We start from the raw sequence: 18,986 nt of genomic DNA on the forward strand, positions 1-18,986 counted from the left end.
AACTAAAATGGAATTTCGTCATCCATATCATTAGGGGCTTGGGGGCTATCATCAGGATTGCTAGCAACAGCCTGCGAATTGTCATTTTGAATACCACCACCGCCAGTGTTTCCACCACCCAACATAGTAAGTGAAGAATTGTATCCTTGAATTACAATTTCAGTTGAATACTTGTCTTGACCAGATTGTTCATCTTTCCATTTTCTAGTCGTTATCTGTCCCTCAACATAAATTTGAGCACCTTTTTTCAAATATTGCTGAACAACATTGACTAACCCTTCATTAAATACAACTATTCGGTGCCATTCTGTTTTTTCTTTTTTTTCACCAGTTGTTTTATCTTTCCAAGATTGGCTAGTAGCTAAACTTAAGGTAGCAAGACTTTTGCCATTCGACATTTGTTTGATTTCAGGGTCTGCGCCTAATCGCCCAATTAATAATACTTTATTTAAACTTCCAGCCATAATATTTTATAAGTGTTTATTTATTTATTTAGTTTTATATCACAATATAAACTCAATATTAATTTTATTAATTTAAAGCAACTAAAATTATGATCAAAAAGATAGTTATCAAGGGTGCAAAGGAGCATAATTTAAAGAATGTTTCTGTGGAAATACCCAAAGATCAATTTGTTGTAATTACTGGTCTTTCTGGTTCAGGAAAATCCTCACTAGCATTTGACACTGTTTATGCAGAAGGACAAAGAAGATATGTTGAAAGTTTATCAGCTTATGCTCGTCAATTTTTGGATAAAATGAAAAAACCAAATGTTGATCTAATCGAGGGATTAAGTCCAGCTATAGCCATAGAGCAAAAAAATACATCTAAAAATCCAAGATCAACTGTTGCAACAGTTACTGAAATTTATGACTATATGAGAGTGTTGTATGCAAGGGCTGGTGTTCCCTACTCACCATTCACAGGAAAGCCAATTACATCGCAAACAATAACCCAAATCGTTGATTTAATAAAAAAATTACCAAAAAAATCTACAATTTATATTTTTGCTCCTGTGGTTAGAGGTCGTAAGGGTGAGTATAGAAAAGATATTTTAAGTTATAAAAGAAGAGGTTTTAGAAAAATTAAAATTGATGAAGTCATATATGAAATAGATAATGCACCTAATTTAGATAAAAAACTCAAGCATGATATATCTGTTTTAGTTGATAGAATTGTTTTGAATTCAAATCTTGGTAATAGACTTGCTGAAAGTATTGAGACAGCTGTAAATTTATCAAATGGATTGGTATTTGTTGAGTATGAAGATGAAACATTGCCACAAAAATTTAGAAAAATTGAAAAATTAATTTATTCTACAAAATTTGCCTGTCCTGAAAGTGGTTTTACAATTGAAGAGATTGAGCCAAGACTTTTTTCTTTTAATAGTCCGTACGGAGCGTGCGCAGAATGTGAGGGTATAGGTATTAAATTGAATGTAGATCCAAATTTAGTAGTTCCTGATGAGAAAAAAAGTATAGCAGACGGTGCTATAGAACCATGGGCCAAATCAACAACACTATATTATGCTCAAACCTTAGCCTCTATTGCTAAACATTATGGAATTTCTTTAGATGAGAGATGGAAAAAACTTCCAAAAAAATTTAGAGATGTAATATTGTTTGGATCGGATGAAGAAGAAATTAAGTTTGTTTATGACGATGGTTATGAAAAATATTCTCATAAAAAAACTTTTGAAGGTGTAATAAATAATCTTGAAAGAAGATTTCTTGAATCTGATAGTGAATGGAAAAGAGAAGCGATAGCTGAATACCAATCTGATTCTGCTTGTGAAGGATGTAACGGTAATAGATTAAAAGAAGAAGCCTTATGTGTTAGAATTGATAATCAGAATATAAGCGAAGTAACTAAAAAATCTATTTTAGATGCTGCTAATTGGTTTAAAGGTCTAGAGCAAAATCTCGATAAACGACAATTTAAGATAGCAGAACATATTTTAAAAGAAATTAATGAAAGACTAACGTTCCTTTTAAATGTTGGGCTTGAATATTTAACATTATCGAGAGAGTCAGGAACTCTTTCTGGAGGTGAGGCTCAAAGAATAAGACTCGCGTCACAAATTGGTTCTGGATTAACTGGTGTACTGTATGTACTTGATGAACCTTCTATCGGATTGCATCAAAAAGATAATGTTAAATTAATAAATGCATTAAAAAGACTAAGAGATTTAGGTAACACTGTAATTGTTGTTGAGCATGATACGGAAACGATGGAAAATGCAGATCATATAATAGATATGGGTCCAGAAGCTGGAACTAATGGTGGTGAAATAATTGCACAAGGCACTTATGATGAAATACGAAAAAATAAAAACAGTATTACTGGTCAATACTTATCTCATAAAAAGTATATAGAAATTCCAAGAACCAGAAGGCTTGCAAAAAATGGAAGATTTGTTGAAATTAATGGTGCTAGTGGAAATAACTTGAACAACGTTAATCTTAAAATTCCTACAGGAAGTTTTACTTGCGTAACTGGTGTTTCAGGTAGCGGTAAATCAACACTAATATTACAAACATTATATCATGCATTAAATTTAACCTTGAATAACAAAGCTAGAAAAGTCCCTAAAGAGTTTAAGAGTTATAAAGGTGTTGAGCTTATAGATAAAATAATTGATATAGATCAGTCTCCTATTGGAAGAACACCTAGATCAAACCCGGCAACTTATACAGGAGCTTTTGGCCCCATTAGAGATTGGTTTACAGCTCTACCAGAGTCAAAAACAAGAGGATATAAGCCAGGCAGATTTTCTTTTAATGTTAAGGGTGGAAGATGTGAAGCTTGTGAAGGTGATGGTGTAATTACATACGAGATGCACTTCTTACCTGATGTTTATATCCAGTGTGATGAATGCAAGGGAACCAGGTACAATAGAGAAACTCTAGAGATAAAATTTAAAGATAAAAGTATTGCCGATGTATTGGATATGTCTGTAGACGAGGGATGTGAGTATTTCGAAAATATTTCAAATATTAAAACAAAACTATTAACACTAAAAAAAGTAGGCCTTGGGTATATAAAGATTGGACAGCAGGCAACAACATTATCTGGTGGTGAAGCTCAACGTATTAAATTAGCTAAGGAATTATCAAAAAGATCTACAGGAAGAACCATGTACATATTAGATGAACCAACAACGGGTCTTCATCAACATGATATTAAAAAACTACTAGAAATACTTCATACATTTGTAGCTCTAGGAAATACAGTTGTTGTTATTGAGCATAATTTGGATGTAATCAAAACAGCTGATTATATTGTTGATATGGGTCCTGAAGGCGGTGTCAAAGGTGGAAATATTATCGCAGAGGGCAAACCTGAGGATATTATCAAAATAAAAGGTAGTTATACTGGTGAATTCTTAAAACCCATGCTGGAAGAAAAATTTAAAAAGAAGTTAAAGATTTAAAAATTTAGTGTATAAGTGATTCTAATTATGGGTAATTTACTATCATCACTTCCAAAAACTATTCACGCATCATTAGCTTTAGCAATAATTTTTTTTCTAGGGTTATTTTATGGTAATGGTGGTTTTGATTTTGATACAATTTTTTGGAGTTGGTTAACAAGATTTATTCATGTAACGGTTGCTATAATGTGGATTGGTTTACTTTGGTATTTTAACTTTGTACAAATTCCAAATATGCCAAAAATCCCTGACGAACAAAAACCTGCTATAGGTAAAGTTATTGCTCCAGCTGCATTGTTTTATTTTAGATACGCTGCATTACTAACAGTTCTTTCAGGATTAATTTTAGCTTATCTGAATGGTTATTTACACGATGCTATGACATTAGGTGGTGGTGGAAAAAATACAGCTATAGGTATTGGGATGTGGCTTGGTTTATATATGGCTTATAATGTTTGGTTTATAATTTGGCCAAATCAAAAAAGAGCATTAGGTATGGTTGAGTGTGAACCTGATGTTAAAGCAAAATCAGCAAGAACAGCAATGTTGTTTTCAAGAACAAATACTCTTTTATCGATACCAATGTTACTTTCAATGGTAGCAGCTCAAAACCTTTATTAAATTTATTCCGTATCTTCTTTTAGGATTGTTTTTTGTGAAACTCTAAGTTTTACAAGTATTGGATTAGCTATATAAATTGAAGAATAAGTTCCAAATATAACACCCATTATCATGGCTAAAGAAAAACCTTTTAATATTTCCCCACCAAATAAATAAATTGAAACTAAAGCAAGCAATGTTGTGGCTGATGTAATTATAGTTCTGGAAAGAGTTTCATTGATTGAGATATTTGTAAGATCATAAATTTTGATATCAGAAAACTTTCTTAAATTCTCCCTAACTCTGTCATAAATAACAACAGTATCGTTCATTGAATAACCAACTATAGTTAAAACAGCGGCAACTATTGATAGATTTATTTCTAGACTGAATAGCGAGAAAAGACCTAGAGTTATAATGACATCATGGAATAAGGCTAAAATAGCACCTAAACTAAATTGCCATTCAAATCTTATCCATATGTAAAATAACATTGCAGCTAGAGATAGTGCAATTGCAATAATACCAGACTTTAATAATTCAGAGCTAACTTTCGGACCTACATTTTCAACTCTTCTGAAATTAAAAGAGCCCCCTAAAGAAGATGTTAAATCTTTTTTAATAACCTCAATAGCGTTTGCACTTGTATCTTTTTTCTCTATCTTAATTAAAAAATCATTTTCATTACCAAATTTTTTAACATTAAAATCTCCTAAATTCATTTTATTAAAAGATTGTCTTAAAGAAGTGACATTAATATTTTTATCATTAGACCTTAGTTCTATTAAGGTCCCACCTTTAAAATCTACACCAAAATTAAGTCCTTTAAAAAATAACAATAGAACAGATACAACGACAAGACTTAAAGAGATAAGATTAAATAGTTTATAAAATTTATTAAAATTAATCATTTATATTAGGTTAGTTTTTTCTTTATTTCTTACCACGTAAAGACCAGTAAGCATTCTTGCAATAAAATAAACTGAAAACAGTGTAGTAAAAATTCCTACTGCTAAAGTTACAGAGAAGCCCTTAACAGGTCCGGAGCCCATAAAGAATAAGATTACAGCTGCAATTAATGTAGTTATATTTGCATCTATAATTGCAGTTTTTGATTTCACATAACCAGTATCAAAAGCTATTATATTATTTTTTTCTTTCTTACATTCTTCTTTAATTCTTTCAAAAATTAATACATTAGCGTCAACTGCCATACCTACTGTTAAAATGATACCTGCTATTCCAGGAAGAGTTAATGTTGCTTCAAATAAAGTTAAAATACCAACTAAAAAGAATAAGTTAATTAGTAGTGTTATATTAGCAATTAGACCAAATATTTTGTATTTAAAAAACATAAAAATTATAACTAATAAAAAACCAATCATAAGAGCAATAACTCCAGCATTAATTGAGTCTTGACCAAGGTCAGGTCCTACTGTTCTTTCTTCAATTATATTAAGTGGAGCTGGTAATGCTCCTGATCTTAATAGTAGAGCTAAGTCCGTTGCAGATTGGAACGTAAAATTTCCACTGATCTGGCCATTTCCACTTGCTATAGTATCTCTAATTACTGGAGCACTAACAATTTTACCATCTAGAACGATAGCTAATTGCTTGCCAACACCGGTACTAGTTGCTTTACCAAATCTTTTAGCCCCCACTCTATCAAGAGTAAATGATACTACTGTTTCGTTTGTTTGATTGTTCATTTGTGGTTGAGCATCCAGTAAATTCTCACCATTTAAGATTATTCTTTTACTAACCATTGCTTCGCTAGTTCCATCTTCAAACTGAAGCATTTCAGTTCCAAAAGTGTCATTATTATTTTGAGTGACAAATCTAAATGTTAAATTTGCAGTTTTTCCTAAAAGTGACTTTATACGCATAGGATCATCTAGACCCGGAAGTTCAACTAAAATTCTATTATTACCTCTTTTTAATATATTGGGCTCATTAGTACCAACCTCATCAACTCTTCTTCTAACTATTTCTAAAGCTTGATCTTGTGAAGAAGTTTTGATTTCTATAAGTCCATACTTTGAAAGAGTTAAAGTAAATTCATTATTTTGTATTTCTAAATCAAACTGATGAGATTTATATTGGTTATAATATGGGTTAATATCACTTTCTTTATCAAGAAAAAAAGTTTCAACTAACTGAACATTATCATTTGATGTATTAAATATTATTTTTTTATTTTCTATTCTTAGATCATTAAAAGTTATTTTTTTACCTTTTAAAAAATTTCTAATAACAGTTGTTGTATTTTGTAATTTTTGAATTTCAACAGGACCGTTATCAATCTCAAGTAAAAGATATGAACCGCCCTGTAAATCTAAACCTAGATTTATCTTTTTTGAAATAAAGCTGTCTTCAGAATTCTGAAAATTTGATGTAGCAATAAAAATAAAAAAAATTGATACTAAAGAAACTAAGGTAATTCTTAATTTGGAAAAGTATAACACTTTAGTTAAATGTTATTTTTTTACTTCAGGGGAGTTAAGTAATCCTTGGATACCTGTAGATTTGATAATTTCAACTTTAACGTTGTCAGCAATTTGAACTTCAACTTTTTCATTATCAATAATTCTTTCAATTGTCCCTATAATACCAGCAGATGTTACAACCTTGTCTCCTCTTGATAAGTTTTCTACCATGGCTTTATGCTCTTTAACTTTCTTTTGTTGAGGTCTTATTAAAAAAAAGTAAAAAATAACAAAAATTAAAATTAGTGGTATAAATTGGCCTATTCCTGAATCCATTTTTCTCCTTGATTAAAGTGAATACTTACAACATCTATTAAATTAAAACAACTTTAAATCTTATTGATTTTTTCAACATTATTCATGTAAGATTTTAAAGCATCTGGTACAATAATAGAGCCATCTTCTTGCTGATAATTTTCCAATATAGCAACTAATGTTCTGCCAACTGCTAAACCACTGCCATTTAAGGTTCCAACAAGCACTGTTTCTTTCTTTTCGTTTTTATATCTAGCTTTCATTCTTCTTGCTTGAAACGATCCACATGAAGAGCAACTTGAGATTTCTCTATATTTATCTTCAGATGGAAGCCACACCTCAATATCAAAAGTTTTTTCAGCACTAAACCCCATATCACCAGTACACAAAACAATTTTTCTATATGGAAGTTTTAGTAAATCTAAAATTTTAGTTGCACAATCAGTCATTCTATCGAGTTCTGGTAAGCACTTATCAGCCTCAACAATACTCACCATTTCAACTTTGTAAAATTGGTGCTGTCTAATCATGCCTTTTGTATCTTTGCCATAACTTCCTGCTTCTTTTCTAAAACATGGTGTTGAAGCGACCATTCGCATGGGAAGTTTTTTTTTATCAATAATTTGGTCTTTTACAATATTGGTTAAAATAACTTCGGCAGTTGGAATTAAAAACTTTCTGTCACTAGAATCGTCTAATTTAAGTTCAAACTGATCATTATCGAATTTAGGTAATTGTCCTGTGCCATACATAGTAGCATCTGTTGCTATTAGTGGCGGTGATATTTCTTCATAGCCATTAGTATTAACATGTGTATCAAGCATAAAATTTGATAAAGCCCTTTCTAACAAAGCCAATTTATCTTTTACAAAAACAAACCTAGAGCCAGTAGTTTTTGTAGCAAGATCAAAATCAAGCATGTTTAAGTTTTCACCTAATTCATAATGAGATTTAGGCTTAAATGTAAAATTAGGTATTGTCCCTGATTTAGAAATTTCTATATTTGAATTTTCATTTTTACCTGTAGGAACGTCAGAATGAGGTATATTTGGTATTGATGATAAAATAGTTTCTAATTCATTTTTAACATTAGTTTGTAATTTATTAATATTATCTATTTCAGAAGAAATTTTTTTAGATTTTTCAAAAAGTGACTGATCTTTAGACTTTGAAATATCTTTTTTTTCTTTTTCAAGCAGCTCTCTTTGTTGGATATATTCTCTATTGCTCTCATCTAATGATAAAATCTTATCGACATCTATATTTAGAAATCTTTTATTTAAAGCATTTTTAAAAGCCTCAATATCATTTCTAATTTCTTTTATATTATGCATTTTTTTTATTTTTCTTATCAATAATGTTTACAGAAAATATAGATAATTCATATAAAATCAATAATGGTATTGCTAGTCCAATTTGAGTTATAGGATCAGGTGGTGTTAATAATGCAGCTGCTGCAAAAATCATTACAATGACATATTTTCTTTTTTCTCTAAGAAATTTAGCATCGACAATACCCACTCTGGCAAGCAAACTAAGAACAACTGGTAGCTGAAAACTTATACCAAATGCAAAAATTAATTTCATTATAAGTGAAAGATATTCACTAACTTTTGCTTCCAATTGAATGGGTAACCCTGTTGCAGCACCTGTGCTTTCGAAAGATAGAAAAAACTTTATCGCTAGTGGCATTATTAAATAATAAACGAGCATCCCTCCAAGAAAAAATAATATAGGTGTTAAAACAAGATATGGGACGATTGCAATTTTTTCATGTTTATAAAGACCTGGTGCAATAAATTTCCATATTTGTACCAATATATAGGGACAAGTAACAAAGAATGCTGCAAAGAAGGAAACTTTTAAGTATGTTAAAAATGTTTCCTGTAAGGCTGTAAAAATTAATCTTCTATCAGTTCCACTTTCATTTACCGCTTTAGCAAAAGGCTCAACTAAAAAACCATAGAGGTGTTCTGAAAAAAAATAACAGCCGATAAAAAAAATGAACAAAAAAATAAAAGAATGAATTAATCTTTTTCTGAGTTCAGTTAAATGACTTATAAAGCCACCTTCATTTTCAGATTTTGTCATTATCTTTTTTTTCTTCTATAGGTTTTTCTATTTCATTAGAATTAATATCAAGGTCTGCTACCTCATTTTGTATATTGCTAATATATCTTTTTGTGGTTCCAATCCATGAACCAACTTTTTTTAACATATGTGGGAAATCTTTAGGGCCAATAACAATGATTGCAACAGCTACTACTATTAAAATCTCAAACCAGCCAATAGTGGGCATTTAATTTATTTTTTGTCTTTGCTGTCTTGATTATTTTCTGAAACGTTTTTAGGCTCAGGTTCAGACTCATCAGTAATATCTGTAGCCATACCTTTCTTAAAACTTTTTATACCTTTAGCTACATCACCCATTAGACTAGAAATTTTACCTCTACCAAATAAAAGGACAACTAAGATAACCACAATTGCTATTTGCCAAATTCCAATGCTCATAATATTTTATACCTCTTTTAGATTTAATTTTAAAGTAACTTTTTACTTATCTTCTTCTGGACTAAGTGTTCCACTTAGCATCTCATCGATATTTTCATAAATATCTTCTTTTTTTTCTACTTGTTTTTCTTTGTAAAATTTACCAGTACCAAATATTGCATTATCTATGTTTGAGCTATCAATCAGACCAGCAGATCCCAATTCGTCAACTGTAGGTAAATCAGACAGTTTTTGAAGACTAAAATGACTTAAGAAATCATTAGTAGTTCCATACTGAATTGGTTTACCAGGTACATCTTTACGGCCTTGTGGTTTTACCCAATTTAGCTCCATTAAAATCTCAAGTGTATTCGTTCCAAAAGCAACACCTCTAATTTCTTCAATTTCAGCTCTGGTAACAGGTTGGTGATAAACAATTATAGCTAATGTTTCAACTGCAGCTCTAGATAATTTTTTTTCTACAGTTTTTTCTTGAGACATAAGGTTTGATAAATTTTCAGATGTTCTAAAAGACCATCTTTTAGAAATGCAAACTAAATTAATTCCTCTTGATGAATATTCTTTTTGTAACTTCTCCAATGATTTTAAAACATCAATTTTTTTTGAAATTTTAGATTCGATAGTGTCGATATCTAACGGTTCAGCAGCAGCAAAAACTATTGCCTCAACTTCTCTTTCACCAGCATTCATTTTTGATGGGAAAGTAACTATATTGTCATTTGTTTTTTTTTTTATTTTTGTCATTTAAGTTCTTTAATATAAATATCATCAAATAAGTTTTCTTGCTTTATAGTTAGATTGCCCTCTTTAACCAGCTCTAAAGAACCTGCAAAAATTCCTGCTTTACCTGTTCTTTTATATTTTGAACTATTCTTAAATGAAGGTGGTATTAATTCATTAATATTCCTCCAATCAATTAACTTACCAAAAAATTCTTTTATTCTTTTTATGCCATCTTCAGTAGTAAAAACTGGAAGTTTAGGAATATTCATTCTTTGAAAATCTTTAGTCATAATAATTGATGAATAAGATTTTAATAGTTCGTAAAGATTTAGTCTATATTCAGTACTATATATAGATCTTATGTTTCCTTTAATTCCTCTAACTCTTATTTCTCTTCCAAGTCTTTTTCTTTTTAACATTTGGTCAGAAAGTAATCTAATCAACTCTAATTTTTTTAATTGTAATTTTAATTTTTCAGCAACTTCTAAAACTTTAAATTCTTCTTCTGGATTTCCTGGCAACAAAAGTTTTGATTTAAGATAAGTTAACCAGGTAGCCATCAATAAATATTCTGATGCTGACTCTAGGTTAAGATTTTTTTCGTTAGTAATATAATTATGAAATTGATCAGCCAGTAATGTTATTGAAATATCTTCAAGGTTAACCTTTTGAGCTTTTGCCAAATCCAATAAAACATCAAGCGGGCCGTTATAATTATCAAGATCTACATTAAAATTTTTAGAATCGGTGTCAGACATAATAAATATTAACTTATAATCTTATAAAATTGTGATGTTTTTTTAATAATAAACTTACTTATAAATGGTGAATACAGAGCCACATCATTCATTTCTTTTAAATTTCCATTACAATGAAGTACAAGATCGCAACCAGCACTAAAGGATTTTTTTGTATTAATTGCTATAGAGCCTTTTAAACTCTTCATTGATATATCATCAGACATCAAAATATTCTTAAATTTAATTTGGTTTCTTATTAATTTTATAACTTTCTTCGAATGTGTTGCGGTATTAACTTTATCGATATTTTTGTAAATAAGATGCGCTGTCATCGCAAACAAACTATTTTTATTTTTGAATGCCATAAAATCATTATTATTTAGATGCCTTAATTCCTTGTTGATTGTAGGAGTTTTTTTATGACTATCAACTTTAGCCAAACCGTGACCAGGAATATGCTTTATTACAGCAGCAATCTTATTATTGTGAAATTCTTTAATACAAATATCACCAATTTGTGAAACAATCTTTGCATTACCTGAAAAAGCTCTATCACCAATTATTGAGCTAGACCCTTTTGATCTTACGTCAAGAACGGGTAAAGTATTAATATTTATGCCTACAGTTTTTAATAATAAGACAGTTTTATTTATAAACTTTTTATATTCAGTATAAAATTCTTTTTTATCTTTAAGATAAAGATTGCCAAAAAATTCTCCTGTAAACTTATCTGCTTTAAAAAATTTACTTAATCTATTTACTCTCCCACCCTCTTGATCAATTAAAATAGGGTATTTCTTATCATTAAATATTTTTCTAATTTCATCTGTTAATTTTTTAACTTGTGCAATATTTTTGATATTTCGTGAAAAAAGTATTATTCCCCAAGGCTTATGTTTAATTAGAAATTTTTTTTCTTTAATCAATAATTTAGTTGATTTTAAACCAACTATAAAACTTTTACGATCATCCATCATTATTTATTAATTTCCAAAAATTGTAATTCTTTTTGTTTTTATCTATGCTTTTTTCAACATATTCTACGATATTGACAGTATCACTATTAAGTAAAATAAGATTGCGAGAATAATTTTCAGTTTTATCTTCAATATTTTTTAAAGATCTATATGAATTTTTTTTATTTTCATTTGAAAAGTAGTATTTGAAAGATAGAAAAAAAAATAAAACTATAACAATTAAAAATAAAAGATATTTAAGTTCTTTTAACATTACATTTTTTGTGGAGTATCCACTCCAACAATATCCATTCCAGATTTAATAACATTAGATATAACTTTTAAAAAAACTAACTTATCATTTGATATTTTCTTTTGTTCGTTAATAAATCTTTTTGATTGATCATCTTTACCCATATTCCAATAAGAGTGAAATTCTGATGATAATTCATAAAGATAAACTGGTATTCTGTGAGGTTCAAGTCTTAAGCTTGCAGCTTCAATACATTTGGGCCATTCGGCTATTTTTTTTAATATTTTGATTTCATCTCCAGTGTATTCAAATTCGTAATCATTTATATTCAAATCATTTTTTATATTAAGATCTACATGTCTAAAAACAGATGATATTCTAGCATAACAATACTGGACATAGTAAAGAGGGTTATCTTTTGATTTTTCTTTAACTTTTGTAAAGTCAAAATCCAACTCTACATCGCTACTTCTATTAAGCATAATAAATCTAGTAGCATCCCTACCAACTTCAGCAATCAAGTCTTCAACTGTTATATAGTCACCTTTTCTTTTTGACATTTTGAAAGGTTTTCCATCTTTAATTAGTTTAACAAGTTGGCTTACCTTGCAAATTAATTTTTTTTTATCTCCAGATAACGCTTCAACGACAGAAGTTATCCTTTTTATATAACCAGAGTGATCTGCTCCTAATATATTAATAAGTGTATCGTAATTTCTATTCAATTTATTATCGTGATAAGCCACATCACTAGCAAAGTAGGTCCATGATTTATCAGATTTTTGAAGTGCTCTATCTTTATCGTCACCAAAATCTGTTGACTTAAATAAAAGTTGCTCTCTTTCAACCCAATTTTGATCATCCTCACCTTTGGGGGCCTTAATTTTTCCACTATAAACTAGTTTTTTATCCTTTAATTTGTCAATTGCTTTTTGAACTTCGTTATTTAGGACAATATCAGTTTCACTGGTAAATTTATCGTGCACTATTCCAAGGTTTGATAAATTATTTTTAATTAATTTTAAAGATTCTGAGACTGACAATAAAGTTAATTCTTTTGAAACATCTTCAAATTTATCAAATTTTAAAACTTTGTTAGATTCTATAATATTTTTAGCAATATCAACCAAGTAATCACCGGGATATAAATCTGAATTTTCAGTGGGAAATTTTTCATTAAAAAGTATTTCTCTAATTCTAAAAAAAACAGACTTTGTAAAATTTATGATCTGATTGCCATAATCGTTTACATAATATTCCTTAGAAACATCATGCTTGTTAAAAATTAATATATTTGAAATTACATCTCCTAATATTGCACCTCTACAATGTCCTACGTGAAGAGGACCCGTTGGATTAGCTGAAACAAATTCTACAAGATATTTCTGTTTTTTTTCTTTTATATTAACACCAAAATCTTTGTAATTTTGGTTAACATTTTTAATAAAATTGTTCCAATATATCGTTTTAAATTTAATATTAATAAATCCAGGTTTTGCTACAGAAATAGTTTCAATTTTTTTATCTTCATTTTTAATTAAATCAATTAGAGTGTTTGCAATATCGATTGGAGATTTTTTATTCGCTTTAGAGAGTACCATGGCTACATTGGTTGATATATCATAGTCAAAATTTGTTGGTGGTATATCTACATTAATTCCTTTTAAAGATTTAGGTATTTCTAAAGAACCATCTTTATTTAGTTTTTTAATCAAAATTATTATTTTATCTAAGTAGAGATCAAAAATGTTCATTAAATACTTTTGTTTAAATTGATTGCATATCTATCTGTCATACCTGAAATAAAATCAGCAATTGCTCTATTGGGGTCAATTTTTAATTGGTCAGTATTTAAGAATTTTTCGGGCTTATTTTTAATTTTATAAAAAAGTTTATTAACAATTTTTTTTCCATGATTATTTTTTAATAATACTTTCTTGTTGTTGTACATTTTACTTCTTAGGAAAAACCTAACTTCTTTTTCAATTTTTAGAAATTTACTAGAAAAACATACTATAGGATTATGTAATTTATAAACATCATTTAAAGATTTGATCTTATTAGTTTTTAAATTATTTTTAGTATTTTTAATCAAATCTCTAACCATTAAATCAATTGAATCTCGTATTATTTGATATATCAAAATATCTTTATTATTATTTTTAATATTTTTTTTGTGAGATTTATAAATATCTTTAAAAAAATTAATTTCAATCAAGTCGTTTAAATTAAACATTTTGGCTCTGATTCCATCTTGTATGTCATGATTATTATAGGCAATGTCATCAGAGATTGCTGATATTTGAGCTTCCAATGATCCAGAGTTAGTAAAATTTATTTTATTCTTAAAACTTTTCAATCCAATCAGCCTATTCACTGTAGAGAGATCATGAATTGGGCCATTGTGCTTTAATAATCCATCTAAAGTTTCTAATGTTAAGTTTAGGCCTTTAAATTTAAGGTATTTATGCTCAAGAAACATAATTATTCTTAAAGTTTGAAGGTTGTGATCAAAACCTCCGAAGTTAACCATGCATTCATTAAGGGCATCTTCTCCAGCATGTCCAAACGGTGTGTGTCCCAAATCATGAGCCAAACTTAAAGTTTCAGCCAGATCATCGTTTAAACCTAAATGTTTAGCTATTGATCTTGCAATTTGCGCAACTTCAATTGAATGGGTAATTCTAGTTCTAAAGTGATCCCCTTCTGTATTAACAAAAACTTGTGTTTTATGCTTTAGCCTTCTGAATGAGGCACTGTGAATAATTCTATCTCTATCTCTTTGAAATGGTGTTCTATAAAGTGAATTGGCTTCTTTAAAAATACGACCATTGCTTTTAGATAGAGCTAAATTTGAGTAATTATTCATACTTTAAATTTAATAAATTGATATTATATTAGTAATATCAGTGTTGTTATATGATTAAAGAAATTAAATTTACAGATAAAGCTATAAAACAGATTAATAATTTGTTGTCTCAAAAAGATCCAGGGTCATTTTTTAGAATCGCTATTAAAGGTGGTGGTTGCTCAGGTTTTCAATATGAGTTTACTTTTGACAAAAAATTAGAAGCAGACGACTTAAAACATGAAAATATTCTTATAGATAAAACTTCAGCAGACTTATTAAAAGGTTCAGAAGTAGACTTTGTCTCAGAACTAATTGGTGATCAATTTAAAATCTCCAACCCTCAAAGCAAATCTTCTTGCGGTTGTGGTGTTTCGTTCTCCATATAATGATTATCACATCTTGGAATGTTAATTCTGTTAGAGCAAGAATTGAAAATATTAAAGAATACCTTCAAAAATTTTCTCCTGATGTTGTTATGATGCAAGAGATCAAAACTCAAGATGAAACTTTTCCCTATGATGATTTTTCATCATTAGATTATGAAAGTCATGTATTTGGACAAAAAAGTTATAACGGAGTTGCTATTATATCTAAGCATAAACTAGAAAATGTTAGAATAGATTTGATTAAAGATAAGTTAAAACAATCAAGAATTATTTCAGCAGAATTAAAATATAAGAAAAAAAATATTCAACTGATTAACATTTACACTCCAAATGGTAATCCTGTAGATACTGATAAATATACTTATAAAAAAGAATGGTTAGATACTTTGATTAAAGAGCTAAAAACTCTTTCAAAGAAAAATGAAAATATAATTTTAGCAGGTGATTTTAACATTCTTCCTTCAGCAGAAGATGCTTATAATATTAAAGGTTTTGAAGATGACGCTTTATACAGACTTGAGATAAGAAAAAAATTTAGAGAAATGATTAATCTAGGTTTTCATGATGCTTACCGTCATATTCATGGTGAAATTGAAGGTTATACATATTGGGATTATATGAGAGGTGCTTGGCAGAAAAATAATGGATTAAGAATTGATCACTTCTTAGTATCAAATTCTTTATTAAATATAGTAAAAAATGTTAATATTAATAAAGACCCTAGAGGAAAAGAAAAACCCTCAGATCACACACCTATTGAAATTGAATTAACTTAAAGATTTAATTTTATTAACAAGTTCTTCATTAATATTTCTTGGTCCTTTATCTAGCCTATTTTTATGCCTTCTTTCACCTGGAAGTCTAACGCCCTCCATAGCTGACATTTTACTAAAAAACTCATCAGCATGTTTATCCCAGCCTTTACCAGAAATTTTCTCAGGTGAGATTGCTATAATAAATTCACCACCACTTGGAGGGCCGCCATCGTTATTATCTTTAGCAGCAGTTTCAAAACTAAAATTTTCACCTATTAATGCACCAGCTAATAATTCAACCATCATTGCTATACTAGATCCTTTATAGCCTCCAAAAGGAAGTATAACTCCACCATCAGCAATTTCTCCTGGATCAGTTGTTTCTTTTCCCTCTTTAGTTAAGCCTGTTCCAAGAGGAACTTTGTGCCCTTCTCTTTTCGCAATCTGAACTTCGCCCATTGCCATTGAAGCAGTTGCCATATCGTAGACAACTGGAGTTTTACCAGGTCTAGGCCAAGCAAAAGAAATTGGATTTGTACCATATAAAGCTTTCGTAGCACCCGCTGGTGCAACGGCAGGCTTATAAGATGTACAAGCGATACCAACAAGACCTGCTTCTGCAATTGCTTCAGTTTCGGGCCAAAGAGCTGCCATGTGATGTGAATTTTTTATAGCAAGAACTGCTACACCATTTTTTTTGGCCAAATCAATAACAGCAGGTAATCCTAAACTTAAAACCATTGGAGCAACTGCATTGTTACCTAATACTTTAATAATACTTGGAGCAACATTTTCTAATTGAGGTCTTGCTTTCCCATTAATTTTTTTACTTTTTAAGCCAGCCACATAAGCTGGTAATCTAAACAAACCATGAGAAACAGAACCATCTCTTTCGGCTCTCATAATAGTATCTGCTAAAATACTAGCATTTTCCTCATCACAACCATTAGCTAATAATGTTTTTTTAGCTAATTCTAAAATTTCATTTAATGTTAAGGATACTGTACTCATTTATTTTGCTTTACACTTTTTGCATAAACCAAAAAACTCTAAATTATATTTATTATATTGCATTCCGGTATCGTCTTCAAAATTAGTTAAATATTTTGAAAGTTTTGGATTATTAATTTCAGAAACATTTTCACACTTATTACATATTGAAAAAGCCGTTGCTTGTGAAATTTCACAACTTGAACTTTTACATGCTATAAAAGCATTTCTACTTTCTACTTTATGTATTTTTCCTATTTCGATCAGCTTATCTAATGCCCTGTAAACTTGTAATGGAGCTTTAATTCCCTTTTTTTGAACATTAAATAGAATAGAATAAGCCTTAAGTGGTTCTTTAGCTTTTTCTATAAAATCAAAAATAATTTGTTGATTTTTTGATAGATTGATTTCTTTATGCATAATCAAAAGTTTAACAATAACTCATTAGTTTTTCAATTTAATCGACTGTTTTATATTTAGTAAAGATAAAATAAATAAGATCAAAGACGCTACAATTATTGAGGGTCCTGAAGAAGTATTAAACTCTAATGAAGAAAATAATCCCAAAATTACAGACAATAATCCTCCTATAACCGAGTAAATTACCATTTTTTGTGGACTGTCTGACATATTTCTAGCCATTGCAGCGGGGATAATCAACATTCCAGTAATTAATAACAAACCTACCATTTTAATTGATATGGCAATAACGGCAGCTAGTAAAATTGTAAATATAGCTTTTGATCTATCCGGATTCAAACCTTCAGCTTCAGCTAATTCATAATTAACAGTAGATGCAAATAAAGGTTTCCAAATTAATTTAAGTATAACTAAAATTATAGCACCACCACCCCATACAACAAATATATCATTAGTTGTTACAGCCAATATATCTCCAAATAATAGTCCCATGATATCAAATCTTATAAAAGTTAAAAAACCAATTACTACCAATCCAACAGCTAATGAAGAGTGAGCTAAAAGACCAAGTAAAGCATCACCAGGTAAATTAGTTTTTTTTTGAAGCTGTATTAATATTAGGGCTATTACTGATGAAATCAAAAATACTGAAAGAGCAATATTTAGATCAAATGTATATGCCATTGTAACACCCAGTAATGCTGAATGAGAAAGTGTGTCACCAAAATAAGATAATCTTCTCCAAACAACAAAACATCCAAGTGGTCCTGCAACTAAGGCAATTCCAATTCCAGCCACCAATGCTCTTACAAAAAAATCATCAAACATTTAATTTTTCTTTATCCTGCCTTCATCAGAATGCTCGTGATCATGTTTATGCTCATAAACTGAAAGGATCTGAGACGCTTGTTCTCCAAATAAGGTTTTATATTCACTATTTTTTGCAACATCAATAGGTGAACCTGAACAACAAACATGGCCGTTTAAACAGACAACATGGTCTGTTGCAGCCATTACCGTATGTAAATCATGCGAAATCAATAAAATTCCACAATTTAAAGTATCTGATATTTTTTTAATTAATGCATACAACGCTATCTCACCTGTATAATCAACACCTTGAACTGGTTCATCAAGTACTAACAGTTCTGGTTTTTTTGAAATAGCTCTAGCAAGTAATACTCTTTGAAACTCCCCTCCAGATAAATTACCTAAATTTTTATTTTTAAGATGCATTACTCCAGTTAATGATAAAGCTTCATTAATCTGGTCATCATTAATATTTTCAGTTAAAACCATAAAGTCTTTAACTCTGAGTGGTAATGTCCAATCTATTGAAATTTTTTGAGGAACATATCCAATTTTATTAGTATTTTTTTCAATACTTCCTTCAATATTTTTATAAATACCTAATGCAATTTTGGCAGTTGTACTTTTTCCTGAACCATTGGGACCAATGAGAGTTACAATTTTACCCTTCTCAACTTGTAGAGACACATCTTCTACTAGCCATTTATTATTTTGGCGAAAACCTGCATTATTTAATTTAACTAATATATTATTATCTGAATTCATTTATCTATTGACATTTAAATGTTATATTATTACATACTGTTATATTATAACA

At 29.4% G+C, this 18,986-nt stretch carries 22 protein-coding genes; 4 read left to right on the plus strand and 18 right to left on the minus strand.

Translation table 11 applies throughout. The features are described 5' to 3' along the window. Positions 1 to 2: 2 nt before the first annotated feature. On the minus strand, positions 3 to 464 hold the full coding sequence (ssb, locus tag ABXT61_RS03390; protein WP_415315862.1) for a single-stranded DNA-binding protein: 462 nt from the start codon (positions 462 to 464) through the stop codon (positions 3 to 5). An 89-nt stretch (positions 465 to 553) separates the two neighbouring features. On the opposite strand from ssb, the gene uvrA reads away from it, so the two are divergent. Next, positions 554 to 3,433, plus strand: a complete 2,880-nt coding sequence (uvrA, locus tag ABXT61_RS03395; protein WP_415315863.1) for an excinuclease ABC subunit UvrA — start codon at positions 554 to 556, stop codon at positions 3,431 to 3,433. Positions 3,434 to 3,460: 27 nt separating this feature from the next. Then, positions 3,461 to 4,054 carry a urate hydroxylase PuuD gene (locus tag ABXT61_RS03400; protein WP_415295858.1) on the plus strand — a complete coding sequence of 198 codons (594 nt, stop codon included), beginning with the start codon at positions 3,461 to 3,463 and terminating at the stop codon, positions 4,052 to 4,054. A gap of 2 nt (positions 4,055 to 4,056) precedes the next feature. On the opposite strand, the gene secF is transcribed toward ABXT61_RS03400, so the two are convergent. The 13 genes from secF to ABXT61_RS03465 are packed head-to-tail and all read right to left on the minus strand — an operon-like array spanning position 4,057 to position 14,826. Then, positions 4,057 to 4,944, minus strand: coding sequence for a protein translocase subunit SecF (secF, locus tag ABXT61_RS03405; protein WP_415315864.1), 888 nt, complete (start codon positions 4,942 to 4,944; stop codon positions 4,057 to 4,059). Then, a complete protein-coding gene (gene secD, locus ABXT61_RS03410; RefSeq protein WP_415315865.1) occupies positions 4,945 to 6,498 on the minus strand; it encodes a protein translocase subunit SecD in 1,554 nt (517 codons plus the stop codon). A 12-nt stretch (positions 6,499 to 6,510) separates the two neighbouring features. Then, positions 6,511 to 6,795, minus strand: a complete 285-nt coding sequence (gene yajC / locus ABXT61_RS03415; RefSeq protein ID WP_415315866.1) for a preprotein translocase subunit YajC — start codon at positions 6,793 to 6,795, stop codon at positions 6,511 to 6,513. Positions 6,796 to 6,848: 53 nt separating this feature from the next. Then, positions 6,849 to 8,108, minus strand: coding sequence for a serine--tRNA ligase (gene serS / locus ABXT61_RS03420; RefSeq protein WP_415315867.1), 1,260 nt, complete (start codon positions 8,106 to 8,108; stop codon positions 6,849 to 6,851). Further along, on the minus strand, positions 8,101 to 8,865 hold the full coding sequence (gene tatC / locus ABXT61_RS03425; protein WP_415315868.1) for a twin-arginine translocase subunit TatC: 765 nt from the start codon (positions 8,863 to 8,865) through the stop codon (positions 8,101 to 8,103). Before tatC ends, serS begins: the two co-directional genes overlap by 8 nt. Beyond that, positions 8,852 to 9,073: a Sec-independent protein translocase protein TatB gene (gene tatB, locus ABXT61_RS03430; protein WP_415272397.1), complete on the minus strand. Its 222-nt coding sequence runs from the start codon at positions 9,071 to 9,073 to the stop codon at positions 8,852 to 8,854. The genes tatC and tatB overlap by 14 nt, the downstream gene beginning before the upstream one ends. 5 nt (positions 9,074 to 9,078) lie before the next feature. After that, complete coding sequence (gene tatA, locus ABXT61_RS03435; protein ID WP_415315869.1) at positions 9,079 to 9,285, minus strand: twin-arginine translocase TatA/TatE family subunit; 207 nt, start codon at positions 9,283 to 9,285, stop codon at positions 9,079 to 9,081. Between the two features lie 42 nt (positions 9,286 to 9,327). Further along, complete coding sequence (gene scpB, locus ABXT61_RS03440) at positions 9,328 to 10,029, minus strand: SMC-Scp complex subunit ScpB (RefSeq protein ID WP_415315870.1); 702 nt, start codon at positions 10,027 to 10,029, stop codon at positions 9,328 to 9,330. Further along, complete coding sequence (locus ABXT61_RS03445; RefSeq protein ID WP_415295864.1) at positions 10,026 to 10,766, minus strand: segregation and condensation protein A; 741 nt, start codon at positions 10,764 to 10,766, stop codon at positions 10,026 to 10,028. Before ABXT61_RS03445 ends, scpB begins: the two co-directional genes overlap by 4 nt. Positions 10,767 to 10,774: 8 nt before the next feature. Further along, positions 10,775 to 11,725 carry a glycoside hydrolase family 3 N-terminal domain-containing protein gene (locus ABXT61_RS03450; protein ID WP_415315871.1) on the minus strand — a complete coding sequence of 317 codons (951 nt, stop codon included), beginning with the start codon at positions 11,723 to 11,725 and terminating at the stop codon, positions 10,775 to 10,777. Further along, entirely contained in the window at positions 11,715 to 11,978 is a 264-nt protein-coding gene (locus tag ABXT61_RS03455; RefSeq protein WP_415276259.1) for a hypothetical protein, read from the minus strand. Before ABXT61_RS03455 ends, ABXT61_RS03450 begins: the two co-directional genes overlap by 11 nt. Then, positions 11,978 to 13,711, minus strand: coding sequence for an arginine--tRNA ligase (gene argS, locus ABXT61_RS03460; protein ID WP_415315872.1), 1,734 nt, complete (start codon positions 13,709 to 13,711; stop codon positions 11,978 to 11,980). Before argS ends, ABXT61_RS03455 begins: the two co-directional genes overlap by 1 nt. Then, complete coding sequence (locus ABXT61_RS03465) at positions 13,711 to 14,826, minus strand: deoxyguanosinetriphosphate triphosphohydrolase (protein WP_415315873.1); 1,116 nt, start codon at positions 14,824 to 14,826, stop codon at positions 13,711 to 13,713. Before ABXT61_RS03465 ends, argS begins: the two co-directional genes overlap by 1 nt. 50 nt (positions 14,827 to 14,876) lie before the next feature. Here ABXT61_RS03465 and ABXT61_RS03470 point away from each other — a divergent pair, with 50 nt between their 5' ends. Then, entirely contained in the window at positions 14,877 to 15,194 is a 318-nt protein-coding gene (locus ABXT61_RS03470; RefSeq protein WP_168606297.1) for a HesB/IscA family protein, read from the plus strand. Beyond that, the gene (xth, locus tag ABXT61_RS03475) at positions 15,194 to 15,970 is read left to right on the plus strand and encodes an exodeoxyribonuclease III (protein ID WP_415315874.1); all 777 of its coding nucleotides are present in this window, start codon (positions 15,194 to 15,196) and stop codon (positions 15,968 to 15,970) included. The genes ABXT61_RS03470 and xth overlap by 1 nt, the downstream gene beginning before the upstream one ends. Here xth and ABXT61_RS03480 read toward each other — a convergent pair. From ABXT61_RS03480 to ABXT61_RS03495, 4 genes are read right to left on the minus strand one after another with little or no spacing between them, the layout of a single operon-like run. After that, the gene (locus ABXT61_RS03480) at positions 15,962 to 16,960 is read right to left on the minus strand and encodes an Ldh family oxidoreductase (protein WP_415315875.1); all 999 of its coding nucleotides are present in this window, start codon (positions 16,958 to 16,960) and stop codon (positions 15,962 to 15,964) included. The two genes, xth and ABXT61_RS03480, sit on opposite strands and share 9 nt — an antisense overlap. Continuing rightward, positions 16,961 to 17,359, minus strand: coding sequence for a Fur family transcriptional regulator (locus ABXT61_RS03485; RefSeq protein ID WP_415291195.1), 399 nt, complete (start codon positions 17,357 to 17,359; stop codon positions 16,961 to 16,963). A 24-nt stretch (positions 17,360 to 17,383) separates the two neighbouring features. Continuing rightward, positions 17,384 to 18,187: a metal ABC transporter permease gene (locus ABXT61_RS03490; protein WP_271482635.1), complete on the minus strand. Its 804-nt coding sequence runs from the start codon at positions 18,185 to 18,187 to the stop codon at positions 17,384 to 17,386. Then, positions 18,188 to 18,934, minus strand: a complete 747-nt coding sequence (locus tag ABXT61_RS03495) for an ATP-binding cassette domain-containing protein (RefSeq protein ID WP_415315876.1) — start codon at positions 18,932 to 18,934, stop codon at positions 18,188 to 18,190. Between the last annotated feature and the right edge of the window lie 52 nt (positions 18,935 to 18,986).

Source organism: Candidatus Pelagibacter sp. Uisw_137, from assembly GCF_047720245.1.
GTDB lineage: Bacteria > Pseudomonadota > Alphaproteobacteria > Pelagibacterales > Pelagibacteraceae > Pelagibacter.

What these genes read in the sequence shown, in the direction of transcription:
- ssb (WP_415315862.1), bottom strand. Translation starts at nt 464, where the DNA reads ATGGCTGGAAGTTTAAATAAAGTATTATTAATTGGGCGATTAGGCGCA.
- uvrA (WP_415315863.1), top strand. Translation starts at nt 554, where the DNA reads ATGATCAAAAAGATAGTTATCAAGGGTGCAAAGGAGCATAATTTAAAG.
- ABXT61_RS03400 (WP_415295858.1), top strand. Translation starts at nt 3,461, where the DNA reads ATGGGTAATTTACTATCATCACTTCCAAAAACTATTCACGCATCATTA.
- secF (WP_415315864.1), bottom strand. Translation starts at nt 4,944, where the DNA reads ATGATTAATTTTAATAAATTTTATAAACTATTTAATCTTATCTCTTTA.
- yajC (WP_415315866.1), bottom strand. Translation starts at nt 6,795, where the DNA reads ATGGATTCAGGAATAGGCCAATTTATACCACTAATTTTAATTTTTGTT.
- serS (WP_415315867.1), bottom strand. Translation starts at nt 8,108, where the DNA reads ATGCATAATATAAAAGAAATTAGAAATGATATTGAGGCTTTTAAAAAT.
- tatC (WP_415315868.1), bottom strand. Translation starts at nt 8,865, where the DNA reads ATGACAAAATCTGAAAATGAAGGTGGCTTTATAAGTCATTTAACTGAA.
- tatB (WP_415272397.1), bottom strand. Translation starts at nt 9,073, where the DNA reads ATGCCCACTATTGGCTGGTTTGAGATTTTAATAGTAGTAGCTGTTGCA.
- tatA (WP_415315869.1), bottom strand. Translation starts at nt 9,285, where the DNA reads ATGAGCATTGGAATTTGGCAAATAGCAATTGTGGTTATCTTAGTTGTC.
- scpB (WP_415315870.1), bottom strand. Translation starts at nt 10,029, where the DNA reads ATGACAAAAATAAAAAAAAAAACAAATGACAATATAGTTACTTTCCCA.
- ABXT61_RS03445 (WP_415295864.1), bottom strand. Translation starts at nt 10,766, where the DNA reads ATGTCTGACACCGATTCTAAAAATTTTAATGTAGATCTTGATAATTAT.
- ABXT61_RS03450 (WP_415315871.1), bottom strand. Translation starts at nt 11,725, where the DNA reads ATGATGGATGATCGTAAAAGTTTTATAGTTGGTTTAAAATCAACTAAA.
- ABXT61_RS03455 (WP_415276259.1), bottom strand. Translation starts at nt 11,978, where the DNA reads ATGTTAAAAGAACTTAAATATCTTTTATTTTTAATTGTTATAGTTTTA.
- argS (WP_415315872.1), bottom strand. Translation starts at nt 13,711, where the DNA reads ATGAACATTTTTGATCTCTACTTAGATAAAATAATAATTTTGATTAAA.
- ABXT61_RS03465 (WP_415315873.1), bottom strand. Translation starts at nt 14,826, where the DNA reads ATGAATAATTACTCAAATTTAGCTCTATCTAAAAGCAATGGTCGTATT.
- ABXT61_RS03470 (WP_168606297.1), top strand. Translation starts at nt 14,877, where the DNA reads ATGATTAAAGAAATTAAATTTACAGATAAAGCTATAAAACAGATTAAT.
- xth (WP_415315874.1), top strand. Translation starts at nt 15,194, where the DNA reads ATGATTATCACATCTTGGAATGTTAATTCTGTTAGAGCAAGAATTGAA.
- ABXT61_RS03480 (WP_415315875.1), bottom strand. Translation starts at nt 16,960, where the DNA reads ATGAGTACAGTATCCTTAACATTAAATGAAATTTTAGAATTAGCTAAA.
- ABXT61_RS03485 (WP_415291195.1), bottom strand. Translation starts at nt 17,359, where the DNA reads ATGCATAAAGAAATCAATCTATCAAAAAATCAACAAATTATTTTTGAT.
- ABXT61_RS03490 (WP_271482635.1), bottom strand. Translation starts at nt 18,187, where the DNA reads ATGTTTGATGATTTTTTTGTAAGAGCATTGGTGGCTGGAATTGGAATT.
- ABXT61_RS03495 (WP_415315876.1), bottom strand. Translation starts at nt 18,934, where the DNA reads ATGAATTCAGATAATAATATATTAGTTAAATTAAATAATGCAGGTTTT.